21 protein-coding genes are annotated in these 23,078 nt (G+C 61.7%); 7 read left to right on the plus strand and 14 right to left on the minus strand.

Going from position 1 to position 23,078, the window contains the following annotated elements:
• Positions 1–91 precede the first annotated feature (91 nt).
• Positions 92–733, plus strand: a complete 642-nt coding sequence (locus Tal182_RS19765) for a DUF1007 family protein (RefSeq protein ID WP_085860486.1) — start codon at positions 92–94, stop codon at positions 731–733.
• Complete coding sequence (locus Tal182_RS19770; protein WP_085860487.1) at positions 727–1,803, plus strand: nickel/cobalt transporter; 1,077 nt, start codon at positions 727–729, stop codon at positions 1,801–1,803. Before Tal182_RS19765 ends, Tal182_RS19770 begins: the two co-directional genes overlap by 7 nt.
• A gap of 1 nt (position 1,804) precedes the next feature.
• Here Tal182_RS19770 and Tal182_RS19775 read toward each other — a convergent pair whose 3' ends face one another.
• The 4 genes from Tal182_RS19775 to Tal182_RS19790 all read right to left on the minus strand — a co-directional run bounded on the left by Tal182_RS19775 (position 1,805) and on the right by Tal182_RS19790 (position 4,289).
• Entirely contained in the window at positions 1,805–2,011 is a 207-nt protein-coding gene (locus Tal182_RS19775; protein ID WP_085860488.1) for a hypothetical protein, read from the minus strand.
• On the minus strand, positions 2,008–2,703 hold the full coding sequence (locus Tal182_RS19780) for a GNAT family protein (RefSeq protein WP_085860489.1): 696 nt from the start codon (positions 2,701–2,703) through the stop codon (positions 2,008–2,010). The genes Tal182_RS19775 and Tal182_RS19780 overlap by 4 nt, the downstream gene beginning before the upstream one ends.
• Positions 2,704–2,821: 118 nt before the next feature.
• Positions 2,822–3,541, minus strand: coding sequence for a tellurite resistance TerB family protein (locus Tal182_RS19785; RefSeq protein WP_085860490.1), 720 nt, complete (start codon positions 3,539–3,541; stop codon positions 2,822–2,824).
• Positions 3,542–3,650: 109 nt separating this feature from the next.
• A complete protein-coding gene (locus Tal182_RS19790; protein WP_085860491.1) occupies positions 3,651–4,289 on the minus strand; it encodes a 2-dehydro-3-deoxy-phosphogluconate aldolase in 639 nt (212 codons plus the stop codon).
• Positions 4,290–4,444: 155 nt separating this feature from the next.
• Here Tal182_RS19790 and Tal182_RS19795 point away from each other — a divergent pair, with 155 nt between their 5' ends.
• The 3 genes from Tal182_RS19795 (at position 4,445) to Tal182_RS19805 (ending at position 6,834) form a co-directional block, all read left to right on the plus strand.
• Positions 4,445–4,933, plus strand: coding sequence for a CYTH domain-containing protein (locus tag Tal182_RS19795; protein ID WP_064806347.1), 489 nt, complete (start codon positions 4,445–4,447; stop codon positions 4,931–4,933).
• Positions 4,911–5,819, plus strand: coding sequence for a CHAD domain-containing protein (locus tag Tal182_RS19800; protein ID WP_085860492.1), 909 nt, complete (start codon positions 4,911–4,913; stop codon positions 5,817–5,819). The genes Tal182_RS19795 and Tal182_RS19800 overlap by 23 nt, the downstream gene beginning before the upstream one ends.
• An 85-nt stretch (positions 5,820–5,904) precedes the next feature.
• Positions 5,905–6,834, plus strand: coding sequence for a rhodanese-related sulfurtransferase (locus Tal182_RS19805; protein WP_085860493.1), 930 nt, complete (start codon positions 5,905–5,907; stop codon positions 6,832–6,834).
• 27 nt (positions 6,835–6,861) lie between these two features.
• On the opposite strand, the gene Tal182_RS19810 is transcribed toward Tal182_RS19805, so the two are convergent.
• Positions 6,862–9,075, minus strand: a complete 2,214-nt coding sequence (locus tag Tal182_RS19810) for an EAL domain-containing protein (protein WP_064805040.1) — start codon at positions 9,073–9,075, stop codon at positions 6,862–6,864.
• Positions 9,076–9,156: 81 nt separating this feature from the next.
• A complete protein-coding gene (locus Tal182_RS19815) occupies positions 9,157–10,551 on the minus strand; it encodes a GH1 family beta-glucosidase (RefSeq protein WP_085860494.1) in 1,395 nt (464 codons plus the stop codon).
• A gap of 265 nt (positions 10,552–10,816) precedes the next feature.
• Between Tal182_RS19815 and Tal182_RS19820 the strand changes: the two genes are divergently transcribed.
• Positions 10,817–11,161, plus strand: a complete 345-nt coding sequence (locus Tal182_RS19820) for a DoxX family protein (RefSeq protein ID WP_085860495.1) — start codon at positions 10,817–10,819, stop codon at positions 11,159–11,161.
• Between the two features lie 83 nt (positions 11,162–11,244).
• Here the strand turns inward: Tal182_RS19820 and Tal182_RS19825 are convergent, their stop codons facing one another.
• The 5 genes from Tal182_RS19825 to Tal182_RS19845 all read right to left on the minus strand — a co-directional run bounded on the left by Tal182_RS19825 (position 11,245) and on the right by Tal182_RS19845 (position 17,571).
• Positions 11,245–12,432 carry a Gfo/Idh/MocA family oxidoreductase gene (locus Tal182_RS19825; protein ID WP_085860496.1) on the minus strand — a complete coding sequence of 396 codons (1,188 nt, stop codon included), beginning with the start codon at positions 12,430–12,432 and terminating at the stop codon, positions 11,245–11,247.
• A 194-nt stretch (positions 12,433–12,626) separates the two neighbouring features.
• A complete protein-coding gene (locus Tal182_RS19830) occupies positions 12,627–13,679 on the minus strand; it encodes a sugar phosphate isomerase/epimerase (RefSeq protein WP_064811377.1) in 1,053 nt (350 codons plus the stop codon).
• Between the two features lie 249 nt (positions 13,680–13,928).
• Positions 13,929–14,876, minus strand: coding sequence for a substrate-binding domain-containing protein (locus Tal182_RS19835; RefSeq protein WP_011426857.1), 948 nt, complete (start codon positions 14,874–14,876; stop codon positions 13,929–13,931).
• Positions 14,877–14,962: 86 nt separating this feature from the next.
• A complete protein-coding gene (locus Tal182_RS19840; protein ID WP_085860497.1) occupies positions 14,963–15,967 on the minus strand; it encodes an ABC transporter permease in 1,005 nt (334 codons plus the stop codon).
• Between the two features lie 77 nt (positions 15,968–16,044).
• Entirely contained in the window at positions 16,045–17,571 is a 1,527-nt protein-coding gene (locus Tal182_RS19845; RefSeq protein WP_085860498.1) for a sugar ABC transporter ATP-binding protein, read from the minus strand.
• Positions 17,572–17,829: 258 nt separating this feature from the next.
• On the opposite strand from Tal182_RS19845, the gene Tal182_RS19850 reads away from it, so the two are divergent.
• Positions 17,830–18,861, plus strand: a complete 1,032-nt coding sequence (locus Tal182_RS19850; RefSeq protein WP_085860499.1) for a LacI family DNA-binding transcriptional regulator — start codon at positions 17,830–17,832, stop codon at positions 18,859–18,861.
• A gap of 63 nt (positions 18,862–18,924) precedes the next feature.
• Here Tal182_RS19850 and xylA read toward each other — a convergent pair whose 3' ends face one another.
• From xylA to Tal182_RS19865, 3 genes are all read right to left on the minus strand, one after another.
• Complete coding sequence (xylA, locus tag Tal182_RS19855; protein ID WP_064811379.1) at positions 18,925–20,235, minus strand: xylose isomerase; 1,311 nt, start codon at positions 20,233–20,235, stop codon at positions 18,925–18,927.
• Positions 20,236–20,415: 180 nt separating this feature from the next.
• Entirely contained in the window at positions 20,416–21,870 is a 1,455-nt protein-coding gene (xylB, locus tag Tal182_RS19860; protein ID WP_085860500.1) for a xylulokinase, read from the minus strand.
• A 20-nt stretch (positions 21,871–21,890) separates the two neighbouring features.
• Positions 21,891–22,913 carry a LacI family DNA-binding transcriptional regulator gene (locus Tal182_RS19865; RefSeq protein ID WP_064811381.1) on the minus strand — a complete coding sequence of 341 codons (1,023 nt, stop codon included), beginning with the start codon at positions 22,911–22,913 and terminating at the stop codon, positions 21,891–21,893.
• Positions 22,914–23,078: the final 165 nt, after the last annotated feature.

Below are 23,078 nucleotides of genomic sequence, written 5' to 3' on the forward strand. Positions count from 1 at the left end.
GAGCCGATCGGAACTCAACCGGCAAACCGGTCCCAATTCCGTCCCAATTTCTGGCAAGAACTCGGGTCGAGCGAATATGGCAGCGGGACGCATGAACAAATCCATAGCATTGATGACCGCGCTTCTTTCGCTCACACCGGCAGTTGCCTTTGCGCATCCGCACATCTTCGTGGAGGCGCGGCTCGAAGTCGTGGCCGGCGCTGATGGCAGCGTCGAGGAACTGCGCAATGTCTGGCGCTTCGACGAGGTCTTCTCCTCCTCGGTCGTCATGGATTTCGACAAAAACACCGATCTGAAGCTGGAGCCGAACGAACTCGCGGAGGTCGGCAAAACGGTGAAGCAATCGCTTGCCGATTACGACTATTACATGAACCTGACGATCAACGGGAAGAGCATCACCGTCCAGCAGCCGGACATCATCCATGTCGACTATAAGAACGGCCAGCTCCTGATGTTCTTTGCGGTCAAGCCGGCGGAGAAGATGCCGCTCAAGGGCAGGCTTACCTTCGGCGTCTACGATCCGACGCTCTATACGTCGATCGATTTTCCCACAGACAACGAGCTGGCAACGGTGGGCGACGGCTTAAAGGCCTGCAAACACCAGGTGGTAAGGCCGGATGCCGACGAGGTGATCTCGCAAAACAAGCAGTCGCTGACGGACGCCTTCTTCAACGATCCCACCGGCACCAACATGTCCAAACTCTTCGCCACACGGCTGGAGCTCACATGCTGATAAAACGCCCGTCCCTCGTCCTTTCCGCAGCACTGCTCGCGCTCGTGACGGCGGCAAGCCTCGCCCACGCGCAATCGCCGCTCGGCATCGGCACGGCCGAACCGAGTTTTCAACCGACGGGCGGGCCTTTCGCGCCGCTTTTGCTCTATGTGAACTATGAACAGCAGGCCTTCTATCGGGCGCTGACCGGTGCGTTGAAGGGAATGCGGGAGGATCCGTGGCAGCTGACATCGCTGGTCGGCCTTTCCTTCGCCTACGGCGTCTTCCATGCCGCCGGCCCCGGCCACGGCAAGGCGGTGATCTCCTCCTACATGATCGCCAACGAGGTCGAGCTGAAACGCGGCGTGGTTATTTCCTTCATTTCGGCTTTCATCCAGGGCGTCGTTGCCGTGGCGCTGGTCGGCGGCGCCTGGCTGGTGCTGCGCGGCACCGGCATTACGCTGACGACAGCCACTCATGCCATGGAAATCATAAGCTTCGTCATGGTGATCCTCTTCGGCGGCTGGCTGCTGTTCCGCAAACTGCGTTCGATGGCAAGCAATCTGCCGCGCCGCCGGCTGGTGGCGACGTCGGCCGGTCCGGTGTCCATGATGCTGGATTGGAAGGATAACGCAGCCGAACGCCAGTCCTATGCCTTCAACGGCAAGGCGCAGGCCGTGAAGGCCGGCCACAGCTTCGTTCCCGGCATGGTCTGCGAGACCTGCGGCAATACGCACGTGCCTGATCCTGCCCTGCTCGCCGGCGACAGGTTCAGCGTCCGCGAGGCTTGGTCGGCGATCATAGCTGTCGGCCTTCGACCCTGCTCCGGGGCTTTGCTTGTCATGACTTTCTCGCTGCTGAACGGCCTCTATCTCGGCGGCGCGCTTTCGGTCGCCGCCATGTCGCTCGGCACGGCGATCACCGTTTCCGTGCTCGCGACGCTTGCCGTCACCGCCAAGGGCGCGGCAGTCCGCCTCTCCGGACGAGGCTCGACGGCTTCGGTCTGGGTTGGCAACGCCATTGAAATCCTCGGCGCCCTGCTCGTCATCCTGATGGGCGCCGTCCTGCTCGGGGCCTCCCTGCAAGGATAGACTATTTTCCTCTGCGACGCTGATAGCGCGCCCGCAGCCAGAAAACCGCAAAAAACGCCATGATCAGGCAGATGCCGACGAGGATCCCCAACGTCGGCGAGAAATTGCCGATCCAGAGAACGATGGTCGGCAGAAAATAAAGGACGAGGCCGGCGCCGAGCAGGATGACAGCGGCGGCGATCGCCTGCGAGCGGCTTTCCGGGCTCACGCCAGCCTTTCCTTCTCCATATCCGCACGAATATCCTGCAGGCGGCGGATCTGATTGCCGGCCGCGTCGAAATTTTCGGGCGAAAGCCAGGCCTCGAAAGCATCGTTAATCAGCGGCCATTCGGCGTCGATCATCGAGAACCAGGCGGTGTCGCGGTTGCGATGCTTGGAGATCATGTGCTGACGGAACACCCCTTCGAAGCTGAAGCCGTAGCGCAGTGCCGTCGTCTTGCTCGCCTCGTTCTTATTGTCGCATTTCCATTCGTAGCGGCGATAGCCGAGATCCTCGAAAACATGTTTGGCCATCAGGTAGTGCGCTTCGGTGGACAGCGGCGAACGGCTCATGTCGGGACCATGAGCCACGCCGCCGATTTCGACGACGCCATTTGCCGGGTCGGCGCGCATGTAGTTCGCCATGCCGACAACCTTGCCGGTGGCGTTGTCACGAAAGATATGGGTGAGCCAGCCGGATTTGGTGTAGACGTTTTCCAGCCAGTTGGCGAAGTCCTCGATGCCCGAGAAATCATCCTGCGAAAAATAAAGAAGCAGTGGGTTGATGCCCATGCCGCCGAGCCCGTCCCACAGCGCTTCGAGATGTTCCTCGCGGCGATAGGGCTCGATGGTGACGAAACGGCCTTTCAGCGTAACCGGCTTCGGCGCCGGGCAGCCCTTGAAATTTGCAAGATCGCGCATGTTCACTCCCCCTATTCCAGAGCCTTCCCCGGTTAAATTGACGAAAGCGTCGATTTAACCGGGGAAGGCTCCGGGAGTGGATAGGCCAGTCGCCCGATAAACGCAACCAGCCTGGATGTCACTGTGACAAGGTCGTCTTGGCGGATGACACCGTCGCCTCGATATGGTCGACCAGCTGATCGGCGAGGCCGAGCCGGCCGGCGAGCAGATCGAGATAACCGCGCTCGGCGCGCGAATCCGGATCGATGGTCAGCCGCGAGGCGGTGTAGAGCTCGACGCGCTGTTCTTCCGTCACCGCCGCAGCCACGAGCGCATCGATGTCCGTCGGTGACGCAAGTTCGCCCTCGATGAAAGCAGCGGCCTCGCCGCTGACGTCAGCGGCCTTGATCTTGTCCATGATCAGGGCGCGTTCGGCGTCGTCGATATGGCCGTCGGCCTTGGCTGCGGCGATCATCGCCCGAATCAGCACCAGCACGAATTCGTTGCTGCCGGCAGGCGATGCCGGTCCGAAACCGGATTCGACGGGCGGCGGCAGGAGTACCGGATTGTTTGCCGACGGCGCATCCGAGGGGGCCGCGGGCGCTTGGCCCGCCTGATAGTTCTTGTAAGCCTGATAGCCAAGGCCGGCGATAGCGGCAAGACCACCGATCGCCAATGCATTGCCGGCAATACTGCGGCCGGTTTTGGTGCCGAGAAGCACGGCTGCGATCGCGCCGGTCTTCATCGGATTGTTCTTTGCCGTCTGTATGGCCTCGCCCGCCCTGTCGCGGACTGAACCGCCGAGACCCGGCACCTGCGAACCCAAGAACTGGTCGAGAAGCTTCTTTGCGTCGAACATTCCTCGTCGTCTCCCTGTTTGAGGCCGGAGGAGAACATAGGTTTGCGACGGCTGAAATACAAATATTGGGCGTGGGGCTGCCTGGCGCTCATGCCCCGCCCATGCAACCTCAGGCCTTCAGAGCGGCGGCCTCCGCCGCAAGCTTGGTAATGCCGGCCCAGTCGCCGGCTGCGACCAGTTCCTTCGGCGCAACCCACGAACCGCCGACACAGACGACGTTCGGCAGCGAAAGATAATCCGTGGCGTTCTTCAGCGAAATGCTGCCGGTCGGGCAGAACAGCGTGCCGGCGAGCGGCGAAGAGAGTGCCTTGAGATAAGCAGCGCCACCGGCCTGCTCGGCCGGAAAGAACTTCAGCACCTGATAGCCTTCCTCACGCAGCGCCATGACTTCGCTGGCGGTCGCAGCTCCAGGAAGCAGCGGCACGTCGGAATCGGCAGCGGCATCAAGCAGCTCCTGCGTCGTTCCCGGGCTGACGATGAACTTCGAGCCGGCCTCGACAGCCGCTTCCCAATGGGCGGCATTCAGGATGGTGCCGGCGCCGACTTCGGCGCCCTCGACCTCGGCGGCAACGGCGCGCACGGCCTCGAGTGCCGCCGGCGTGCGCATGGTGATCTCGATTGCTTTCAGGCCGCCTGCGACGAGGGCGCGGGCCAGCGGCACCGCCGACCTGGCATCGTCAACGATCAGGACCGGAACGACCGGCTGGAGTTTCAGGATGGAAAGGAGCTTCTCTGTTTTCTCGCCCATGGTCGCACGACCTCCTTGAAACGATTGAAATTTGCATCCCGAATAACGCCCTCGCCGAACCTTGTCGAGATAAAACCCGGCTGCGTGAGAAGAAGGGTATGAAATGTCTGGAAATTGGTCTACCGTGCGGCGATCGTCACAAAAGGTTCACCGACATGGCGAAAGAGATCGAGCGGAAGTTTCTTGTACGAGGCGATGGATGGCGTTCCGCCGTCGAGAGCAAGTCTGTCCTGAGGCAAGGTTACATCGCCTCGATGGACGACCGTTCCGTCCGCGTTCGCATCCTCGACGGCAGGAAAGCGAAGCTGACGATCAAGATCGGCCGCAGTGCCATCACCCGTGACGAATTCGAATATGACATCCCGATTGCCGATGCCGAGGAGCTGTTGCAGAGCGCGATCGGCGTCGTCATCGAGAAGACGCGCTACCGCGTTCCGCATCAAGGCTTCGTCTGGGAAGTCGACGTCTTTGCCGGCGAGCATCGCGGGCTGGTGATTGCCGAAGTGGAGATGACGGCGGAAACCGACAAACCCGTCCTGCCCACCTGGCTTGGCCGCGAAGTGACCGGCGATTTCCGCTACTCCAACCAGGCCCTTGCCACAGAATACGGGCACGACAGGCATGGCCTATCGCATTCGGCCTGACGTCGATTTCACTGAGGCATTCCGGAGCATCGCGACCGAGCAGTTGGAAGGCGCCATTACCTTTCTCGAAGAGCGGCCGGACGGTACGCACGAGGCGATCCATTCCTTCCGAAAAAACCTGAAGCGATTGCGCTCGCTCTACCGGCTCGTCGCGCGCGAGGTGCCGGATTTCCAGGAACAGGAAAATGCAAGGCTGCGCGATGCCGCGCGCTCGCTTTCGGCCATCCGCGACGCCGCCGCGCTTATCGGCACCGCGCAATATCTGCAGTATTCAGCCCGCGGGAAAGAGGAAAGCGAGGCGCTCGGCCGGATCGTCACCATTCTCGAGGGGCGCCGCGACTGGATGGCGGAGGCCGAGAGCGGCCTGCGACAGCGGCTGATGGAAACCCCAGGCGTACTGAAGGAGGCGATCGCCGCTTTGGATGGCATTTCCTTCGATGGCAGTCACCGCAAGAATGCCCGCATGCTGGCGAAGAGCTGGCGCCGCACCGCGCGCAAGGCCAAGGCTGCACTTGCCAGGTGCCACGGCGATGCATCGGCCGGGGATTTCCATGATCTGCGCAAACGCACCTACGATTATCGGCTCTACCACGGTCTTTTGCGGGACATCTGGCCGGGCGCGATGAAGGCGAAGCGCGATGCGGCCAAGGAGCTCGTCGAGGATCTCGGCCACATCCATGACCTCGCCGTGCTCTGTGAACTGGTCGAAGCCGAGCCGCAGCTCTTCACCCGTAACGACGATCTGGCGCATCTTCTTGACGCGATCATCTTCCGCCAGCAGGAAGACCGGCGGCAAGCCCTCCTCAAAGCCGAAACCGTCTTCGCCGATGATCCCGACGAGGAATCGGAGCGTATCGAGCTTCTCTGGCTGACGGCTGCAAATTGAGCGATAGCAGGGCGATCCTGGAGACGGCCGGCCGCCTGCGCGGAAGGCAATTGCGCGACCGGTCAATTTTCTGTATTTCCCGCCCATGACCGACAGCCTGACACACACCGGCCCGTTCCTCGTAGCGGCGCTCTACCATTTCGTATCCGTGCCGCGCTTTGCCAGCTTGCAGGCCCCGCTGCAGGCGCTGTGCGAGGAAAACGGCGTCAAGGGAACGCTGCTTCTGGCGCATGAGGGCATCAACGGTACGATCGCGGGATCGGACGCCGGCATTCACGCGGTGCTCGCCTTCCTGCATGCCCAACCGGAATTTGCGAGCCTGGAGCACAAGGAAAGCCGCGCCTCGAAAATGCCCTTCCTGCGCATGAAGGTGAAGCTGAAGAAGGAAATCGTCACCATGGGCGTCGACGACATCGACCCCAACAAAGTGGTTGGCACCTATGTCGCGCCCAAGGACTGGAATGCGCTGATCTCCGATCCCGATACGATCGTCATCGACACCCGCAACGACTATGAGACGGCAATCGGTACCTTCCGCGGCGCGGTCGACCCCAAGACCAAGACGTTCCGCGAATTTCCGGATTGGGTGCGCCGGAATACCGGGCTGCACAACAAGCCGAAAGTCGCCATGTATTGCACCGGCGGCATACGCTGCGAGAAGGCCACGGCCTTCATGAAAGCCGAAGGTTTCGACGAGGTCTATCATCTGAAGGGCGGCATCCTGAAATATCTGGAGGAAGTGCCGCAGGAACAAAGCCTTTGGGAGGGCGCCTGCTTCGTGTTCGATGAGCGTGTATCCGTCGAACACGGCCTGAAGGAAGGTGAGCACCGGCTGTGCCACGCCTGCCGCAATCCGATCACATCAGAGGAAATTGCCTCGCCGCTTTATGAGGAAGGGGTTTCCTGCAGCCACTGTTATGACATGCGGACAGAGGAAGACCGGCTGCGCTACCGTCAGCGGCAGCATCAGATCGCGCTGGCGAAAAAACGCGGCCAACGGCATATCGGCAGCTGATGAGCTCGCGCCCCGGGAATCTCGCCGTCAGGCCGCGCCGAGGCGGCGCCGGGTTGGCTGCTCCGCAGTACGAAGCTCGTTGAGCATCTCGGTAATTCGTTCGGCCGCCAGAGGCTTTCCGAACAAATAGCCCTGCAGACAGTCGCAGCCGAACAGGCGCATGGCGACCGCCTGCCCCTCGGTCTCGATGCCTTCCGCCGTCACCGGTATGTCGAGCGAGCGGGCGAGCGCCACCGTCGCCTGCAGCATTTCGCGCTGGCGCTTGTCTTCGTTGACGCCCATGACCAGCGAGCGGTCGATCTTGATGCGATCGAAGCCGAACTGCCTGAGATAGCCGATCGAGGAGAAGCCGGAACCGAAGTCATCGAGCGCCACCTTGACCCCCAGCCCCTTCAGCCGTTCGATCGACTGGCGGGTACGCTGCGGGTTCTGAATCATATAACCTTCGGTGATCTCGAGGGTGATGCGGCTGGCCTCGATCTCCGTCTGCTTCAACACGTAGCGCACATAGTCGGTGAAGGCGGGATTGCGGAACTGGCCGGGCGAGACATTGACCGAGACGTTCAGTTCCGGCCACTGCTTGGCTGTCTCGCAGGCCTTGCGCAGCACGAACAGGCCGAGCGATTCAATGAGGCCGCTGGTCTCGGCGATCGGAATGAACACCTCGGGCGAAACCGGGCCGTGGCCCGGACGGTTCCAGCGCACCAGCGCCTCGACGCCGGTCAGCGCATGCGTGCCCGCATCGACCAACGGCTGATAGGCAAGCGTCAGGTCGCCGCTTTCGATGGCGATTCTGAGATCGAGCTCCAGTGCATTGCGCTGCTGCCGGTCCGCGTCCATCGACGGATCGTAGAGCGTCATGCGCGCACGGCCCGCCTCCTTCGCCTTATACATGGCAAGGTCGGAACGGCGCACCAGTTCCTCGCGATCGAGTGCGCCGGCAGGCGACATGGCGATGCCGATGCTGGCGCCGACGACGACGACACGGCGACCGATCTCCAGCGGCTCGACGAGAAAATCGAGGATCTGCTCGGCAAGCTGCAGGGCGGCGGCGTTCTCGCCATCGGAGAGAAAGGCGATCGCAAATTCATCTCCGCCGATGCGGGCGAGAACCGCGCCTTGCGGAATCAATACCTTGAGGCCCGCCGCGACCGCGCGGATCAACTGATCGCCTGTGCCATGTCCATAGCTGTCATTGACTTCCTTGAAACCGTCGAGGTCGAGATAGAGGAGCAGCACGTTGCGCTTGCTCTGGCGCGCTTCGAGGACATAACGATCGACGGCGAGCCCGAGGCCGTCGCGATTGGAAAGGCCGCTCAGCCTGTCGCGCAGCGCCTCTTCTCGTGCGCTGTTTTCCTCCGCCTTCAGGCGTCGGCCGGCCAACCAGCCGATGGCCAGCAGAACCACGAAGAAAAGCCCGACGAGACCGAGTGCCTGAATGACCATCGGCCGCACCTGCGCGTAGGCAATATTGCCGGGTGAGCGCGAATTCCAGACGAGCTTGCCGATCGTTGCCCCCGTCGGATCGTCGATCGAGACGAGATATTCGGCCGCGAAACTCGGCGGCGCCAGCCTCAGTCCGCCGATCACATAGGTCTGGCCGAGTCCAGCCACCCTGTCGTCATCGAGATGCCGGGCGAAAATGAGATAACGGTGCTGGCCGGCGGGTGCATCAAGCGCGCCGGATTTCTTCCGCACCAATGCCACGCCGACAGCGGCAATGCCGCGTTTGGTGGTGATGAAACCAACCGCCTGCGGAGTATCGGCCGGGCCGGCCGCCTTCACCGCGTCGAGCAATTTCCAGAGCGACGGCGAGAAGAAATCCGCGAGCGGCTCCTCCATCGGCTTGCCGTCGCGATAGGCGATGATCGAATTCTTCGCATCATCGATCACAATCGCCATGTCGAACAGCGAGCTGTTGACCGACATTTCGCCGTAGTTGCTGACCGTCCATGCCATGCCATCGGGCGCATAGACATTGGCGGCGGCGTCGTCCCAGGCGGCGTAATCGTCGAGAGTCGCACCGAGCTGATCCTCGAAGGTCTTCAACGCGCCGATCGTCGTTTCGCGCGAGCGCTCGTCATCAAGCACATTGGCGTTCTCAGCCACGCGTTCGATTGCCGTCAACACCATGATGGTGGCGACGGCGACGATGACGGCAAAGGAGAACAGCACGCCCGTGACGGTGATGTGACGGCCTATGCCCGATCCCCTGCCCTGCAATTTTTGGAGTATTTGCATTCCGGCTCCCTGACCAGCGGAGTTTGCCAGTCAAGGGTTCAGAAACGTTTAAGCAACCGCCTGTTGCAGCTTTCCGCTGGTCTATTTTTTGAGTTTGCTATGCTGAGCCGGCGTGTGATTGCCTTTCGGAAATTCAGCCGCCAGTTCGCGATACCATTTGCCGCTCTTCTTCACCGTGCGCCGCTGCGTCTCATAATCGACATGGACGAGACCGAAGCGCATGCGATAACCTTCCGCCCATTCGAAGTTGTCCATCAGGCTCCAGGCAAAATAGCCGCGCAGGGGGTAGCCATTCTTGATGAGGTCGGCCACGACATCGAGATGATCGCCGAGATAATCGAGGCGCATCCTATCATCGACCTCGCCATCGACAACACCGCTATTGTCGCAGGCGCCGTTCTCTGTGATGTAGCATTCCGGCAGGTCATAGCGGCGATAGAGGTTCTCGACCAGGAGCTTCAAGCCCGGCGCATAGATTTCCCAGCCGATATCGGTCTTGACGTCACTTGCCGGCGGAGCTTTCATCGTCCAGGGGAAATCGCCCTTTCGTTCGGCATCGTCGGTGACGCGCTCGGGCGTGTAGTAATTCAGGCCCCACCAGTCGAGTTTCTGGCTGATCAGCTTCAGGTCGCCATCCCCGATGACGGGCATGCGGTCACCGAGCGCCTCGACGAATTCCTTCGGATATTCGCCCTTGAAGACAGGATCAAAGAAGGCGCCGTTGTGGAACTGATGCGCCCGTTCGGCGGCTGCCAGATCGGCCGGGCTGTCGGAGCCCGGGATGACCGAGGCGGCGTTGAGCACGAGCCCGACCGGCACATTGGGAGCTTCCGAACGGATTGCCTCAACCCCGAGGCCATGGGCAAGGTTCATATGATGCATGGCGTGAAGGGCAGCCTGCATGTTGCGCTCACCGGGAGCATGGATGCCGTAGAGATGGCTCAGCCAGACGATGCACCAGGGCTCGTTGAAAGTCGCGACGGCGTCGAGGCGATCGCCGAGGCGGCTCATGACAGTCTTGGCGTAACGCTGGTAGGCATAAGCGGTCGAACGCGCCGTCCAGCCGCCGTCGCCGGCGAGCAGCAAGGGCAGGTCCCAGTGGTAGAGCGTCGCGAAGGTCTTGATCCCACGCGCCTTGCAGCCATCAACAAGCCGATCATAGAAATCGAGGCCCGCCTCGTTTACAGGGCCAGTGCCCTCCGGGATGATGCGTGGCCAGGCAATGGAAAAACGGTAGGCCTCGACTCCCATATCCTTGATGAGATCGAGGTCCTGCTCCAGGCGGTTATAGTGGTCGCAGGCAATGTCGCCGTTGTCGCGGTTATGGACGCGGCCGGGCATATTGCAGAAGGCATCCCAGATGGACGGCTTGCGGCCATCGGCCTTGCCGGCGCCTTCGATCTGGAAGGCGGCGGTGGCAACGCCGAAGGTGAAATCACCGGGAAAGCGGCTTGCAAGCGTCTTCGCGTCGATCATCTGTAAATCCCGTCTCTCAGCATCTGAATTGACCGTGGGGGTCGGATTTAGCCAAGCCGGCAAGCAAAGTACAGGCCCGGCAGGAGAAAAACTGCAACGTTACAGTATAGGCGGCCGAGCGGCGGCGGCGCAGGTCAGCCGCCTCGACCTGCAGCATTCTTTCGCCTCCAATTGCTCTCATAACGCGAATGTCAGCAGTCGTGATTTGCTGCAGGGGCCATGATCACTACACAGCGGAGATATTCGCAAGCATGAAAGGAATCCAATGCTGTCTTCGATCCATCTGCTGCAGCCGCATCTGCTGAGCCACTTTCCGGCAGCGGCAAGCGTGCCGCCGATGGGCTCGCTCTCCTGGATTGCCGGATTGATCGAACTCACTCTCGGCTTTCTCGTCCTGGTGGGATTCCAGACGCGCATCACAGCCTTCGTGCTCTCGGGCCTGATGGCTTTCGCCTATTTCATCGGCCATGCGGGAAAGAGCTTTTATCCCGCGCAGAACGGCGGCGTCGCCGCGATCCTGTTTTGCTTCGTGTTTCTCTATTTGGTGGCGGCAGGCGCCGGGCCGCTCAGCGTCGACGCGCTCATGCAGCGCAACCGCGATACGGCCTGACGCATGACGGACAAGCCGAGGCGGCCCAAAACTGCCTCGGCATTTCTCGCGACTCCGCGCTATCGAGGCGCGATCGCCAAAGCTCAGAGCTTGACCCAGGCGCCGTTTTTCTTGGACGAGGCAACACAGGCCTCGACGAAGGCCACGCCCTTCACGCCATCGTCGACTGTCGGGTAGACCACTGCCTTGTCCACGTCCTTGCCCTTCTTGCGGGCGTTGATCGCATGCGCAGCTTCCGTATAAATCGTCGCGAACGCCTCGAGGTAACCTTCCGGATGCCCCGACGGCACGCGCGAGACACGACCGGCTGCCGCTCCGGCGCCGGCGCCGCCGCGGGTGATCAGCCGCTTCGGTTCGCCGAACGGCGTGTACCAGAGGTAGTTCGGGTCCTTCTGGGTCCATTCCAGCCCGCCCTTGCTGCCGTAGACACGCACCATCAGGCCGTTCTCATGGCCCGGCGCCACCTGGCTGCACCAGAGCATGCCCTTGGCCGGCTTCTCCGAACCCTTTGCCTTGAAGCGCAGCATGACATGGGCATTATCATCCAGCCGGCGGCCGGGAACGAAACTGTCGAGATCGGCGGCCAGGCTGTCGAGTTCCAGCCCGGTGATGAAGGAGGCGAGATTATACGCATGCGTGCCGATATCGCCTGTGGACCCGCCGACGCCGGACTGGGCCGGATCAGTGCGCCAGGCAGCCTGTTTCTGGCCGGTCTGCTCGACCGCTTCCGTCAGCCAATCCTGCGGATATTCGGCCTGGACGACTCTTATATCCCCAAGTTCGCCGTTCGCGATCATCTCGTGCGCCTGACGAACCATCGGGTAACCGGTGTAATTATGCGTCAACACGAACAGCGCGCCGCTCTCGTCGGCCACCTTTTTCAGCTTCTTCGCATCCGCCAGGTTTGACGTCAGCGGCTTGTCGCAGATGACATGAATGCCGCGCTTCAGGAATTCCTTGGCCGCGTCGTAATGCACATGGTTCGGGGTAACGATCGCCACCGCCTCGATGCCGTTCTTCAGCTTCGCCTCCCGGATCGCCATCTCGCGATAGCTGGAATAGGTCCGCGACGGGTCTAGCCCGAGATCGCGTCCGGACTGAACCGCCTTCTCAGGTGTCGACGACAGCGCGCCTGCAATAAGATCGTACTGATCGTCGATGCGGGCCGCGATGCGGTGCACCGCACCGATGAACGCGCCCGCGCCGCCGCCCACCATGCCGAGCCGAATGCGCGGCTCGCGGGTCTGTTCGGATGATGCTTCGATTGCCATTTTGTCCTCCTGGAATTTGATCTTGGCGCGGATGCGCCCCTCATCCGACTGCCGCCACCTTCTCCCCGCTCGCGGGGAGAAGGCATATGCGGCGACGTCGATGCCAACTCCGTCGCCCGGCGTGGCAAGTTCCTCTCCCCGTCAAAACGGGGAGAGGGTTAGGGTGAGGGGCAGCCTCACGGCACACCTTTTATTTAAAGCCCGAGCATCCGCCGATTGGCCGCCTGATCGGTGCCGCTGCCGGCAAAATCGTCGAAAGCCTTTTCCGTGACGCGGATGATATGGGCGGCGACGAATTCGGCCCCCTCGCGGGCGCCGTCCTCCGGATGTTTCAGCGCGCATTCCCATTCGACCACGGCCCAGCCGTCGAAATTATTGGCCGTCATCTTCGAGAAGACCGCACCGAAATCGACCTGACCGTCACCGAGCGATCGGAAGCGGCCGGCGCGTTCCACCCAGCCCTGGTAACCACCGTAGACGCCCTGGCGCCCGGTCGGATTGAACTCAGCATCCTTGACGTGGAACATCTTGATGCGGTCCTTGTAGATGTCGATGTTCTCGAGATAGTCGAGGCATTGCAGGATGTAATGCGAGGGATCGTAGAGCATGTTGGCGCGCGAATGGTTCTTCACGCGCTCCAGGAACATCTCGAAGGTGATGCCGTCATGCAGGTCCTCGCCCGGATGGATCTCGTAGCAGACATCGATGCCGTTCTCATCGGCATGGTTGAGGATCGGCGTCCAGCGGCGGGCAAGCTCGTCGAAGGCCGTCTCCACCAGACCGGCGGGACGCTGCGGCCAGGGATAGATGAAGGGCCAGGCAAGCGCGCCGGAGAAGGTCGCATGCGCCTTGAGGCCGAGGTTTTTCGATGCCGTCAGCGCCATCTTGACCTGCTCGACCGCCCATTCCTGACGAGCTTTCGGATTGCCGCGCACCTCGGGCGCCGCAAAGCCGTCGAATGCTTCGTCATAGGCGGGGTGAACGGCAACCAGCTGGCCTTGCAGATGGGTCGAAAGCTCGGTGATTTCGATGCCGTTTTCACGGGCCTTGCCGGCGAACTCGTCGCAATAATCCTTGGAGGTTGCGGCCTTTTTCAGATCGATCAGCTGGCTCGCCCAGGTCGGAACCTGAACGCCCTTGTAGCCGATGTCGGCCGCCCATTTGGTGATCGCGTCCCAAGAATTGAAAGGCGCGGTATCGCCTGCAAACTGGCCAAGGAAAAGGCCGGGACCCTTGATCGTCTTCATGTCAGATTCCTCCCTGAATATCGACCGTAAACGTTTCTGAAGAACTTGTAGCACGCATTTCGGCGGGGGCAAGGTGCCTCCTCGCACTTGCGGCCGGATTTGGCGCGAGGCCAGATGCGGTATGGCTGCGACCTAATCATGATGGGCTGTGGCGGGCAAGAGGTACGTGCAGCATTTTCGCCGTCCGCCGCGTGAGGGCATAAAAATGCGCCCATCCTTGCGAATGGGCGCACCCTCTTGATCGGGTGATCAGAACGGAGAATCCGGGAAGTAGAAGTTCTTGGCATTCTCTTTGGTGACGAGCGTCGCGTCGAGGATGTAGTTGCCGTGAACCGGGACCTGGTCGTAGAGCGCCGCTGCTGTCAACTCCATTGCCGTACCGACCATCGCCGGCGGATAGAGAACGTCGACCGGGATCAGCTTGTCGCCATCCATGACCTTCTTGACCATGTCCTTGGAGCCGGCGCCGGCGACGACATACTGAATGTCGGTGCGCTTGGCCTGCTCGATCGCCTGAAGAACGCCGACGGCCATATCATCGTCCTGGCACCAGACGACGTCGATCTTCGGGTACTTCGTCAGATAGTCCTGCATCACCTTGAAGGCGTCGTCGCGGTTCCAGTTGCCATACTGGCGGTCGAGAACCTTGACCTTGGAGCCGGCAATACCCTTGTCGAAGCCGTCCTGGCGCTGCTGATCGATCGGGATCGGCAGACCGCGGATAACGACAACTTCGGCTTCCGGCGTCTTTTCGGCAATATATTTGCCGGCGACTTCGCCGAGCGCCGGGTTGTTGCCGGCAACGTAAAGATCGCGCACGGAATTGTCGTTATTCGACGGGGCGCGGTCGACAAGCGCGACGAACTTGCCCTTGTCCTTGACTTCCTTGATGGCGTTGACAAGCGGATCCGGATCCGACGGCAGGATGACGAGTGCATCGATGCCTTGCGTATCGAGGTCCTGCACGGCGTTTGCCTGCGTCGCGGCATCCGGCGAGGTCTTGACGATGACGTTCAGGCCCGGATGCTCGGCCATCAGCTTCTTGGCAATACGCTCGGCATGGAACACGACGCCGGATGTCCAGCCGTGATCGGCGGCCGGAATGGACACACCGATCGTGTAGTTCTTGTCCTGGGCGTAGGCTGCACCGGCAAAAGCCACCCCCGCAACCGCCAGACCCAACATGAGCTTGCGCATGCTATTTCCTCCCAAAAATATCAGGGACTTGTCCAATCCGAACCGGGTGCCCTGTCAAGCCCGGCCAATCCGAGAAGTTTTTTGCCTTAGGATTTGCGAACCAGCGACCGCTGCACCAGCATGGCGATGATGATGATTGCACCCTGGATCGCGCCGATGAGATATTCGCTGATGAAGTTCGAAAGCAGCATGATGTTGCCGACGAGCTCGAGAATGAAGGCGCCGCAGATGGTGCCCCAGACCCGGCCGGCGCCACCCTTGAGAGCCGTGCCGCCGACGACGACGGCGGTGATGGCCTGCAACTCCCACAGGATGCCGGTCGTTGCCGAGGTGGATCCGAGACGCGGCACATAGAGCAGCACGGCGATCGCCACACAGAGGCCCTGGATGACGAAGGCAATGGTGCGCACGCGGTTGACGGCAATGCCCGAATAGCGCGCGACGTCACTGTTCGAACCGACAGCCACGACGTGGCGGCCGTAACGGGTGCGGTAGAGGATGAAGGCTGCAATCGCGGTGACGACGAGGATCACCACGATCGGCACGGGAATACCGAGAATATTGCCGAAATATGCCGGACGGTAGAGCGTCTGGATTTCGCTCGAGCGCAAGGTGATCGCGCCCCCCTGCGACAGCCAGGTGGTCAAGCCGCGATAAATGCCCATTGTGCCGAGTGTGGCGATGAAAGGCTCGATCTTGCCGACGGTGGTGATGAGGCCGTTTGCGAGGCCGCAAAGAGCCCCCGCAATCACCGTAAACACCACCGCGGCCGTCAGCATCAGCACCGGATCGGCAATGACGCCCGAATTGATGAGCAGGATCATCAGGCTGGCGACGAAGGCGACCATCGAGCCAACGGAAAGGTCGAGATCTCCGGCCGAGATCACGAAGGTGGCGCCGACCGCGATAATGGCGATGAAAGCGCAGCGTGTCGCGACGTTGGCAAGATTGGTGATGCCGATGAAATTCGGGTTGACCAGTGCGCCGACAATCAGGAGCAAGGCCAAGGCGGCAAACGGTGCAACCGCGCGCAGATCAACGTCACGCCAGGACCTGCGCCGGATCGCCCTGGTCTCCTCGTTAATGCTCATGTCCAAAACCAACCTCCCGTCCCAGTTCGTCTGGGCATCCTATCTATTGTCCGCGTCGACGAAGTCTCGCTCCGGCCTCACGCAGCCACCTTCTTTTTGAGCCCGGCGGCGTAACGCATGATCTCCTGCTCGGAAATCTCGTCGCCCTCGAGCACGCCGACAATCCGTCCTTCGCGCATCACGGCCACTCTTGTGCAGAGACCGATAACTTCGGGCATTTCCGACGAAACGACGATGATTGACCGGCCGTCCCGGGCGAGCGCCGAGATGAAATGATAGATCTGCTGCTTGGTGCCGACATCGATGCCGCGCGTCGGCTCGTCGATGATGATGATGTCAGGATCCGTCTCCATGACTTTGGCGAGCAGCAGCTTCTGCTGGTTTCCGCCCGACATGCGACCGGCGACGATATTGGTGTCGCGAACTCTGATGTCGAAACGACGCTTGGCTTTCGCCAGTGCGGCCGCCTCGCTGCTCGGGCTGAGATAGCCGTGGCGCGAATGTCTTCCGAGCGATTGCAGCGTCAGATTGGTCGCCATGCCAGAGCGCAGCAATAGACCCTTCGACTTGCGATCCTTGGTCATATAGGCAAGACCGCAGCGATTGGCCGCGTGCACGTCGCCGGAGGGGACCGCTTGCCCCTTGATGACCACCTCGCCCTCGAGGCGGGGCCGCAGCCCGGCAATCGCCTCCATCAACTCGGTACGGCCGGAGCCGATCAGGCCGGAAAACCCGATGATCTCGCCCTTGCGTACTTCGAAGCTCGCATCCCTGACATAGCCGGTTGACACCGAGGCGATGCTCAAGACGATCTCCTCGTCGACATCCGGCTCGACTTTGGCGGGATAGAGGCTGGAAAGTTCGCGGCCGACCATCAGCTGTGCGATCGATTCCCCGTCGAGAATGGAGGTCGGCGACGTCTTGATCCACTGGCCGTCGCGCAGCACCGTCACCCGATCGGTCAGTTCCATCACCTCGTCGAGCTTGTGGGACACGAAGACGAAGCTCGTGCCCTGGTCGCGCAGCTTGCGGACCTGCTTGAACAGCATATTGGTCTCTTCCCGCGACAACACGGCGGTCGGCTCGTCCATGAACACGACGCGCGCATCGCGGCTGATCGCCTTGGCGATCTCGACCATTTGCTTGTCGGCGATGGAAAGCGTGCTGATCAAAGCATTCTCATCGACATGCGAACCGAGCACGTCGAGAACCTTGCGCGTCTCGGCGCGCATATATTTGCGGTCGAGCACGCCGAGACGCGTCACTTCGCGACCGAGGAAAAGGCTCTCCGTCACGGTCAGATGTTCGGCGAGGTTGAATTCCTGGTGAATGATGACGATGCCGAGCGCTTCCGCGGCACCATTCGGCGGCAGCACCACAGGCTTGCCGTCAAGCAGGATCTCGCCGGAACTCGGCTGTTCGAAACCTGAGAGCACCTTGACGAGCGTCGATTTGCCAGCGCCGTTTTCACCCATGAGCGCATGGATTTCGCCGGCGCGGAGATCGAAGTTGACGCTGAAGAGGACCTGCACGCCGCTGAAGGATTTGCATATGCGCCTGGCGGACAGCACCACGGGTGCGGTGTCGGCGATCTCCACGGTCATTATGCCCTCCCCCTAGAGCGCCGCACTCCGGCAACGCTCCGTTTTGAACTAGCGCACATTTTCCTTCTGAAAACCGCCTCAGGCCCTCAAACAGGCACGCGCACGCGGCTCCCGTCCGCTTCGAGCCTTATGTAAACCTTTACATAAGGCATGTAAAGGTTTACATCGTGGATTAACACAGATCAGTTGACGCTTGCCTTTGACCTCTCGGCAAGTCTGTGTAGTGTCGCGGCGAAGACAGCCCCAAGGCAGAGCGCAGTGTCGAATTCCACGCCCGCAACCATCGAAGACGTCGCCCGGATCGCCGAGGTCTCCATCGCGACGGTTTCCCGGGCAATCCACACGCCGGAGAAGGTCGCCAACTCGACGCGGCTCAAGGTCAACCAGGCGATCGCCATCACCGGTTATACGACCAATGCCATGGCGCGCAGCCTGAGGCTCGGCCGCTCCAACATGATCCTCGTGGTGGCGCCCGATATCGGCGATCCCAATTTTTCCAATATTCTCGTCGGACTGGAGAACGAGGCCCGCGCCCACGGCTACGGCGTCCTGATCGGCCACACCCAGAACGATGCCCAGCGCGGCCTGGAATATCTGAAATTCTTCAACTCGAACCAGGCGGCCGGGCTCATCCTCTTCACCGGCATCCTGCCCTTCGGTCATCAGACCATGACGGCGCGGCTGCCGCCGAGCGTCGGGGTTTTCGAACCGGTCTTCAACGGCGGCATTCCCTATGTCGGCGTCGACGATACCGAGGGCGCTCGGAAAGCGGTGGACCTGCTGCTGGCGGAAGGGCATCGCAAAATCGCCTTCATCGGCGATTCCCGCACCCGGCTCGCCTATGCCAGGCGCCGCATGGGGTACGACGCCGGTCTCGATGCTGCTGGCGTCCCGCCCGACTTGCGGATCGTGCTCGAGGGCGACGGCACGATCGAAAGCGGCCGGCACGCGGTCGAGCAGCTTTTCATGCGCGACACGCTTCCCACAGCCTTCATGTGCGTGAACGACCAGACGGCGATCGGCGTCATGGTCGGGCTCGGGGCGCGTGGGTACGACATTCCACGCGATTTCTCGGTGACCGGTTTCGACGACGTGCCGCAGGCCGTCTTCATCTCCCCGTCGCTGACAACGATCCGCCAGCCGCGAACGGCGATCGGCAAACAGGCGATGGCGCTGCTGTTGGAACTCTTGTCCGATGGCCGCCCGGCCGAGACGGAAATCTTGCTGCGGCCGGATTTGGTGGTTCGCAACTCCGTCTCCGCACCGTCGCGTCAATGGTTGAAACGCTGAAGACGCTATAATAGCCGGCTACAAAGAGCTGCGCCGGCGACCGCTGGCCGCCGGCGCGCTTTATCAAACGTAACGGTTGACGACGTTTTCGAGCAGTTCCTGCTTGCCGGATTTCGGCTGCGGGTTGACGTCGTGGCTCTCGACCCAGTTGGTGATCTCATCCAGCGAATACTCACCGCGGAAGAGCTTCTGCGCCTCGGCCGATTCCCAGCCGGCGTAACGATCGGCGAGCGGCTGCGACAGGGCCTTGTCCTCGATCATCTTGGCAGCCGCCTTCAGGCCGCGGGCACAGCAATCCATGCCGCCGATATGACCGATCAGGAGGTCTGCCGGGTCGAGTGACTGGCGGCGCAGCTTCGCATCGAAGTTGGTGCCGCCGGTCTTGAAGCCGCCGCCTGCCAGAACGTGGTAATAGGCAAGCGCCATTTCCGGAACATTGTTCGGGAACTGGTCGGTGTCCCAGCCGGACTGGTAGTCGTTGCGGTTCATGTCGATCGAGCCGAAGATGCCAAGCGCATTGGCAAGCGCCAGCTCGTGCTCGAAGGAATGGCCGGCAAGGATTGCATGGCCCTGCTCGATATTGACCTTCACCTCGTTTTCGAGACCGTGCTTCTTGAGGAAGCCGTAGACGGTCGCGACGTCGTAATCATACTGGTGCTTGGTCGGCTCCTGCGGCTTCGGCTCGATCAGGATCGTGCCCTTGAAGCCGATCTTGTGCTTGTATTCGACGACGAGGTTGAGGAAGCGGCCGAGCTGGTCGAGCTCGCGCTTGAGATCGGTGTTGAGCAGCGTCTCATAACCTTCGCGGCCGCCCCAGAGCACGTAGTTCTCGCCGCCGAGCTTCTGCGTGGCGTCGATGCAGGTCTTGACCGTTGCAGCGGCGAAGGCAAAGACGTCTGGATCGGGGTTGGTCGCCGCACCCGACATGTAGCGGCGGTTGGAGAACAGGTTCGCCGTACCCCAGAGCAGCTTGGCGCCGGTCGCCGCCTGCTTCTCGGCGAAATAATCGACGATCTCATTGAGGTTCCTGGTGTTCTCGGCAAAATTCTTGCCCTCCGGGCGCACATCGGCGTCATGGAAGCAATAGTAGGGTGCGCCCAGCAGCGAAAAGAATTCGAAAGCGACATCGGCTTTGAGTTTGGCCGCCTTCATCGTATCTTCGAACCAGGGACGCAGGAAGGTCTGGCCGCCGAAGGGGTCGCCACCCGGCCAGGTGAAGGTGTGCCAGTAGGCTACCGCAAAACGCAAATGGTCTTCCATCCGCTTGCCGAGAACGATCTCGTCCGGCTTGTAATAGCGGAAGGCCAGCGGATTGGTGCTGTCCGGGCCCTCATATTTGATCTTCTGGATATCGCCGAAAAATCCGGTGCTCATGTTGGGGTCTCCTTGGGTTCGTCGTTCAGTCTTATCGTTCGTGCCACCATCCCCCTCATCCGACCCTTCGGCCCACCTTCTCCCCGAGGGGAGAAGGGGAATGGGGCGCTCCAGCGAGTCTCTTCTCCCCTCGGGGAGAGGGTGCCGGCAGGTGGATGAGGGGGCCGCCGGCTCCAGTTCTCAACGCGCCAGCGACTTGATCGCCGGATAGAGCGCCCGATAGCGCTTGTAAGCGTCCTCGTAAGCGTCCTTCAGCGCCGCGACCGGTTCGATCGTGCCTGCTGTCATCGGCGGCGTGCAGACGGCGATCGGATCGGCACCCGTCGCCGCGATCAGACCGAGACGAGCAGCTCCGAAGGCCGCGCCGAAATCGCCGTCAGCCGGCAGGTCGACCGGAACGCCGAGCGCGGTGGCGATCGACGCCAGCCAATAGTGCGAGCGCGAACCGCCGCCGATTGCGGTCACGCGCGCGATGCCGGTGCCGGCCGAACGCAACGCTTCGAGGTTGTCGCGGATGGCGAAAGCCACACCTTCGAGCACGGCCTGGGTTAGCACCGCGCGGCTGCTCTCATGTCCGAGGCCGATGAAGGCGCCGCGGATGACAGCGTCATTGTGCGGCGTACGCTCGCCTGAGAGATAGGGTAGGAAGGTGACGCCGGAAGGCGCCTTCAGCGTCTCGCCGAGTTCGCCTGTGAGATCGGCGGCCGATTTGCCGGTCACACCGGAATGCCAGTTGAGCGCATCGGTGGCCGAGAGGATAACGCCCATCTGATGCCAGGTGTTGGGCAGCGCATGGCAGAAGGCATGCACGGCGCTTTCCGGCTTCGGCAGATAGGAGCCGTTGGCGGCAAAAAGCACGCCCGAAGTGCCGAGCGAGACGAAAGCCGCGCCATCGCTGACCGTGCCCATGCCGCAGGCCGAGGCTGCATTATCGCCCGCGCCGCCGGCAACGACGACCGAGCCTGATATGCCCCACTGGGCCGCGAGGTCGGACCGCAGTCTGCCGGCCTGATCGGTGCCTTCGACAAGCGCCGGCATCTGCTCCCTGGAAAGGCCGGTGGCGGCAAGCAGTTCGGACGACCAACCGCGCTTGCCGGTATCGAGCCAGGAGGTGCCCGCGGAATCCGACATTTCGGAAATATATTCGCCGGTCAGCCAGAGACGCAGATAATCCTTCGGCAGCAGCACCTTGGCAACCCTTGCGAAAGTCTCAGGCTCATGCTTCCTGACCCAGGCGAGCTTGGGCGCCGTAAAGCCGGGAAACACGATATTGCCGGTCAGCACCCGGAAACGCGGGTCGGCGTCGAGTGCGGCGGCTTCGACGTGGCTGCGTGTATCGTTCCAAAGAATGCAGGGCCGCAAGACCTTGTCGCTCGCATCGATCAGCGTGGCGCCGTGCATCTGGCCGGAAAGGCCGATGCCCTTGACTGCGGCGAACTCCTTTGGATGTTTTGCCTTGAGCCCGGCGACGGCCTCCTCGGTCGCGCGCACCCAGTGAGCCGGTTCCTGTTCCGACCAGCCGGAATGCGGGCGCGAGACGTCGAGCGCACCGTTGGCCGAACCGACGATTTTCTGGTCCCCGTCGATCAGCATCGCCTTGACGCCGGAGGTACCGAGATCGAGACCGAGATACATGTGGCATTCTCCCTTTGCCGTTACGGCAGATTGTCCTTCAGGAATATGTCGAGGCGGATGCGTTCCTGCGCTTCGATGACGGCGAGCCCGTCCGCCTTGGCCTTCAGCACCCGGATGGCGCTGCGCACCTCATGACCGGCATTCTGATTGAGAATCGCATCAACCGTGTTGTCGATGAGCGCCGCCCGCGTGTGGGCGGTCAGTTCGTGGGCAATGACTGTCAGCGTCCGATCGACGGCCTTCTCCTTCAGCGCCCGGATAAGGCCGCGATTGCCGGCGCCGAGACTATAGATACCGATAATGTCGGCCTTCCCGAGTGCCTCTGCGACGAGCATATGGGCGATCTCCGGATCGTCGCGGCCTTCCAGAACCGGAAGGATCGCAAGATCGGGAAACTCCTCTGTCATGACCGAGGTAAACCCTTCCAGCCGCTCGCGATGGTCGCGCACCAGCATGGAGCCGGCGAGCACGGCGATCTTGCCCTTTCGCGGCCCGAGGAACCGGCCGAGCAGACGGGCCGCCGTGCGGCCTGCCGCGATATTGTCGACGCCGGCGTAGTGATGGCGCAGCGATCCGGTAAGATCGGACACCAGCGTGACGATGGGAAAGCCCGCATGCACCAGCCTGTCGACGACGGCACGCACGTCGGGCGCATCGGTCGCAACCATTGCGATGCCGCAAGGCTTTCCGCGGGAAAGCCCTTCGAGCACGGCGACGAGAGCGGCCGAATCGAAGGCAGGCACCTCGATGGTGCGAATATCGGTGCGTTCGGCCGGCGAGCGGAGGATCGCCTGCCGGATTTCGGCATTGAGCCCGTGCATGAAGGAATTGTCGCTGGCCGGCAGGATGAAGACCAGCGGATAGGTGCGACCCTTGGCGAGATTGGCGGCGGCGACGTCCCTGACATAACCGAGTTCGCGGATTGCGCTCTCGACCTTCTCCCGCGTGACATGACGCACGCCAGGGCGCTGATTGAGAACCCGGTCGACAGTCGCGAGACTGACGCCCGCCGCAGCGGCGATATCGTGAACAGTTGGCCTCATCGTTCCTCCTGACGAGACCATTAGCGCCAAATTTGATGTACGTAAATCAAAAAAACCAGCGGGGCGATTTCCGCATTATTTCTCCGGCATCGCCGGCCCGCTAGCGTCGATTCGATCAGCGATCCCCCATCTGATGACACAGAGGCTGGGAAACCACAACAAAAA

The sequence above is a fragment of the Rhizobium sp. TAL182 genome (assembly GCF_002117725.1).
In the GTDB taxonomy this organism is placed as follows: domain Bacteria; phylum Pseudomonadota; class Alphaproteobacteria; order Rhizobiales; family Rhizobiaceae; genus Rhizobium; species Rhizobium esperanzae.

What these genes read in the sequence shown, in the direction of transcription:
- Tal182_RS19825 (WP_085860496.1), bottom strand. Translation starts at nt 12,432, where the DNA reads ATGGCAATCGAAGCATCATCCGAACAGACCCGCGAGCCGCGCATTCGG.
- Tal182_RS19830 (WP_064811377.1), bottom strand. Translation starts at nt 13,679, where the DNA reads ATGAAGACGATCAAGGGTCCCGGCCTTTTCCTTGGCCAGTTTGCAGGC.
- xylB (WP_085860500.1), bottom strand. Translation starts at nt 21,870, where the DNA reads ATGTATCTCGGTCTCGATCTCGGTACCTCCGGCGTCAAGGCGATGCTG.
- Tal182_RS19810 (WP_064805040.1), bottom strand. Translation starts at nt 9,075, where the DNA reads ATGCAAATACTCCAAAAATTGCAGGGCAGGGGATCGGGCATAGGCCGT.
- Tal182_RS19785 (WP_085860490.1), bottom strand. Translation starts at nt 3,541, where the DNA reads ATGTTCGACGCAAAGAAGCTTCTCGACCAGTTCTTGGGTTCGCAGGTG.
- Tal182_RS19765 (WP_085860486.1), top strand. Translation starts at nt 92, where the DNA reads ATGAACAAATCCATAGCATTGATGACCGCGCTTCTTTCGCTCACACCG.
- xylA (WP_064811379.1), bottom strand. Translation starts at nt 20,235, where the DNA reads ATGAGCACCGGATTTTTCGGCGATATCCAGAAGATCAAATATGAGGGC.
- Tal182_RS19805 (WP_085860493.1), top strand. Translation starts at nt 5,905, where the DNA reads ATGACCGACAGCCTGACACACACCGGCCCGTTCCTCGTAGCGGCGCTC.
- Tal182_RS19835 (WP_011426857.1), bottom strand. Translation starts at nt 14,876, where the DNA reads ATGCGCAAGCTCATGTTGGGTCTGGCGGTTGCGGGGGTGGCTTTTGCC.
- Tal182_RS19800 (WP_085860492.1), top strand. Translation starts at nt 4,911, where the DNA reads ATGGCCTATCGCATTCGGCCTGACGTCGATTTCACTGAGGCATTCCGG.
- Tal182_RS19820 (WP_085860495.1), top strand. Translation starts at nt 10,817, where the DNA reads ATGCTGTCTTCGATCCATCTGCTGCAGCCGCATCTGCTGAGCCACTTT.
- Tal182_RS19865 (WP_064811381.1), bottom strand. Translation starts at nt 22,913, where the DNA reads ATGAGGCCAACTGTTCACGATATCGCCGCTGCGGCGGGCGTCAGTCTC.
- Tal182_RS19815 (WP_085860494.1), bottom strand. Translation starts at nt 10,551, where the DNA reads ATGATCGACGCGAAGACGCTTGCAAGCCGCTTTCCCGGTGATTTCACC.
- Tal182_RS19770 (WP_085860487.1), top strand. Translation starts at nt 727, where the DNA reads ATGCTGATAAAACGCCCGTCCCTCGTCCTTTCCGCAGCACTGCTCGCG.
- Tal182_RS19790 (WP_085860491.1), bottom strand. Translation starts at nt 4,289, where the DNA reads ATGGGCGAGAAAACAGAGAAGCTCCTTTCCATCCTGAAACTCCAGCCG.
- Tal182_RS19795 (WP_064806347.1), top strand. Translation starts at nt 4,445, where the DNA reads ATGGCGAAAGAGATCGAGCGGAAGTTTCTTGTACGAGGCGATGGATGG.
- Tal182_RS19845 (WP_085860498.1), bottom strand. Translation starts at nt 17,571, where the DNA reads ATGACCGTGGAGATCGCCGACACCGCACCCGTGGTGCTGTCCGCCAGG.
- Tal182_RS19780 (WP_085860489.1), bottom strand. Translation starts at nt 2,703, where the DNA reads ATGCGCGATCTTGCAAATTTCAAGGGCTGCCCGGCGCCGAAGCCGGTT.
- Tal182_RS19840 (WP_085860497.1), bottom strand. Translation starts at nt 15,967, where the DNA reads ATGAGCATTAACGAGGAGACCAGGGCGATCCGGCGCAGGTCCTGGCGT.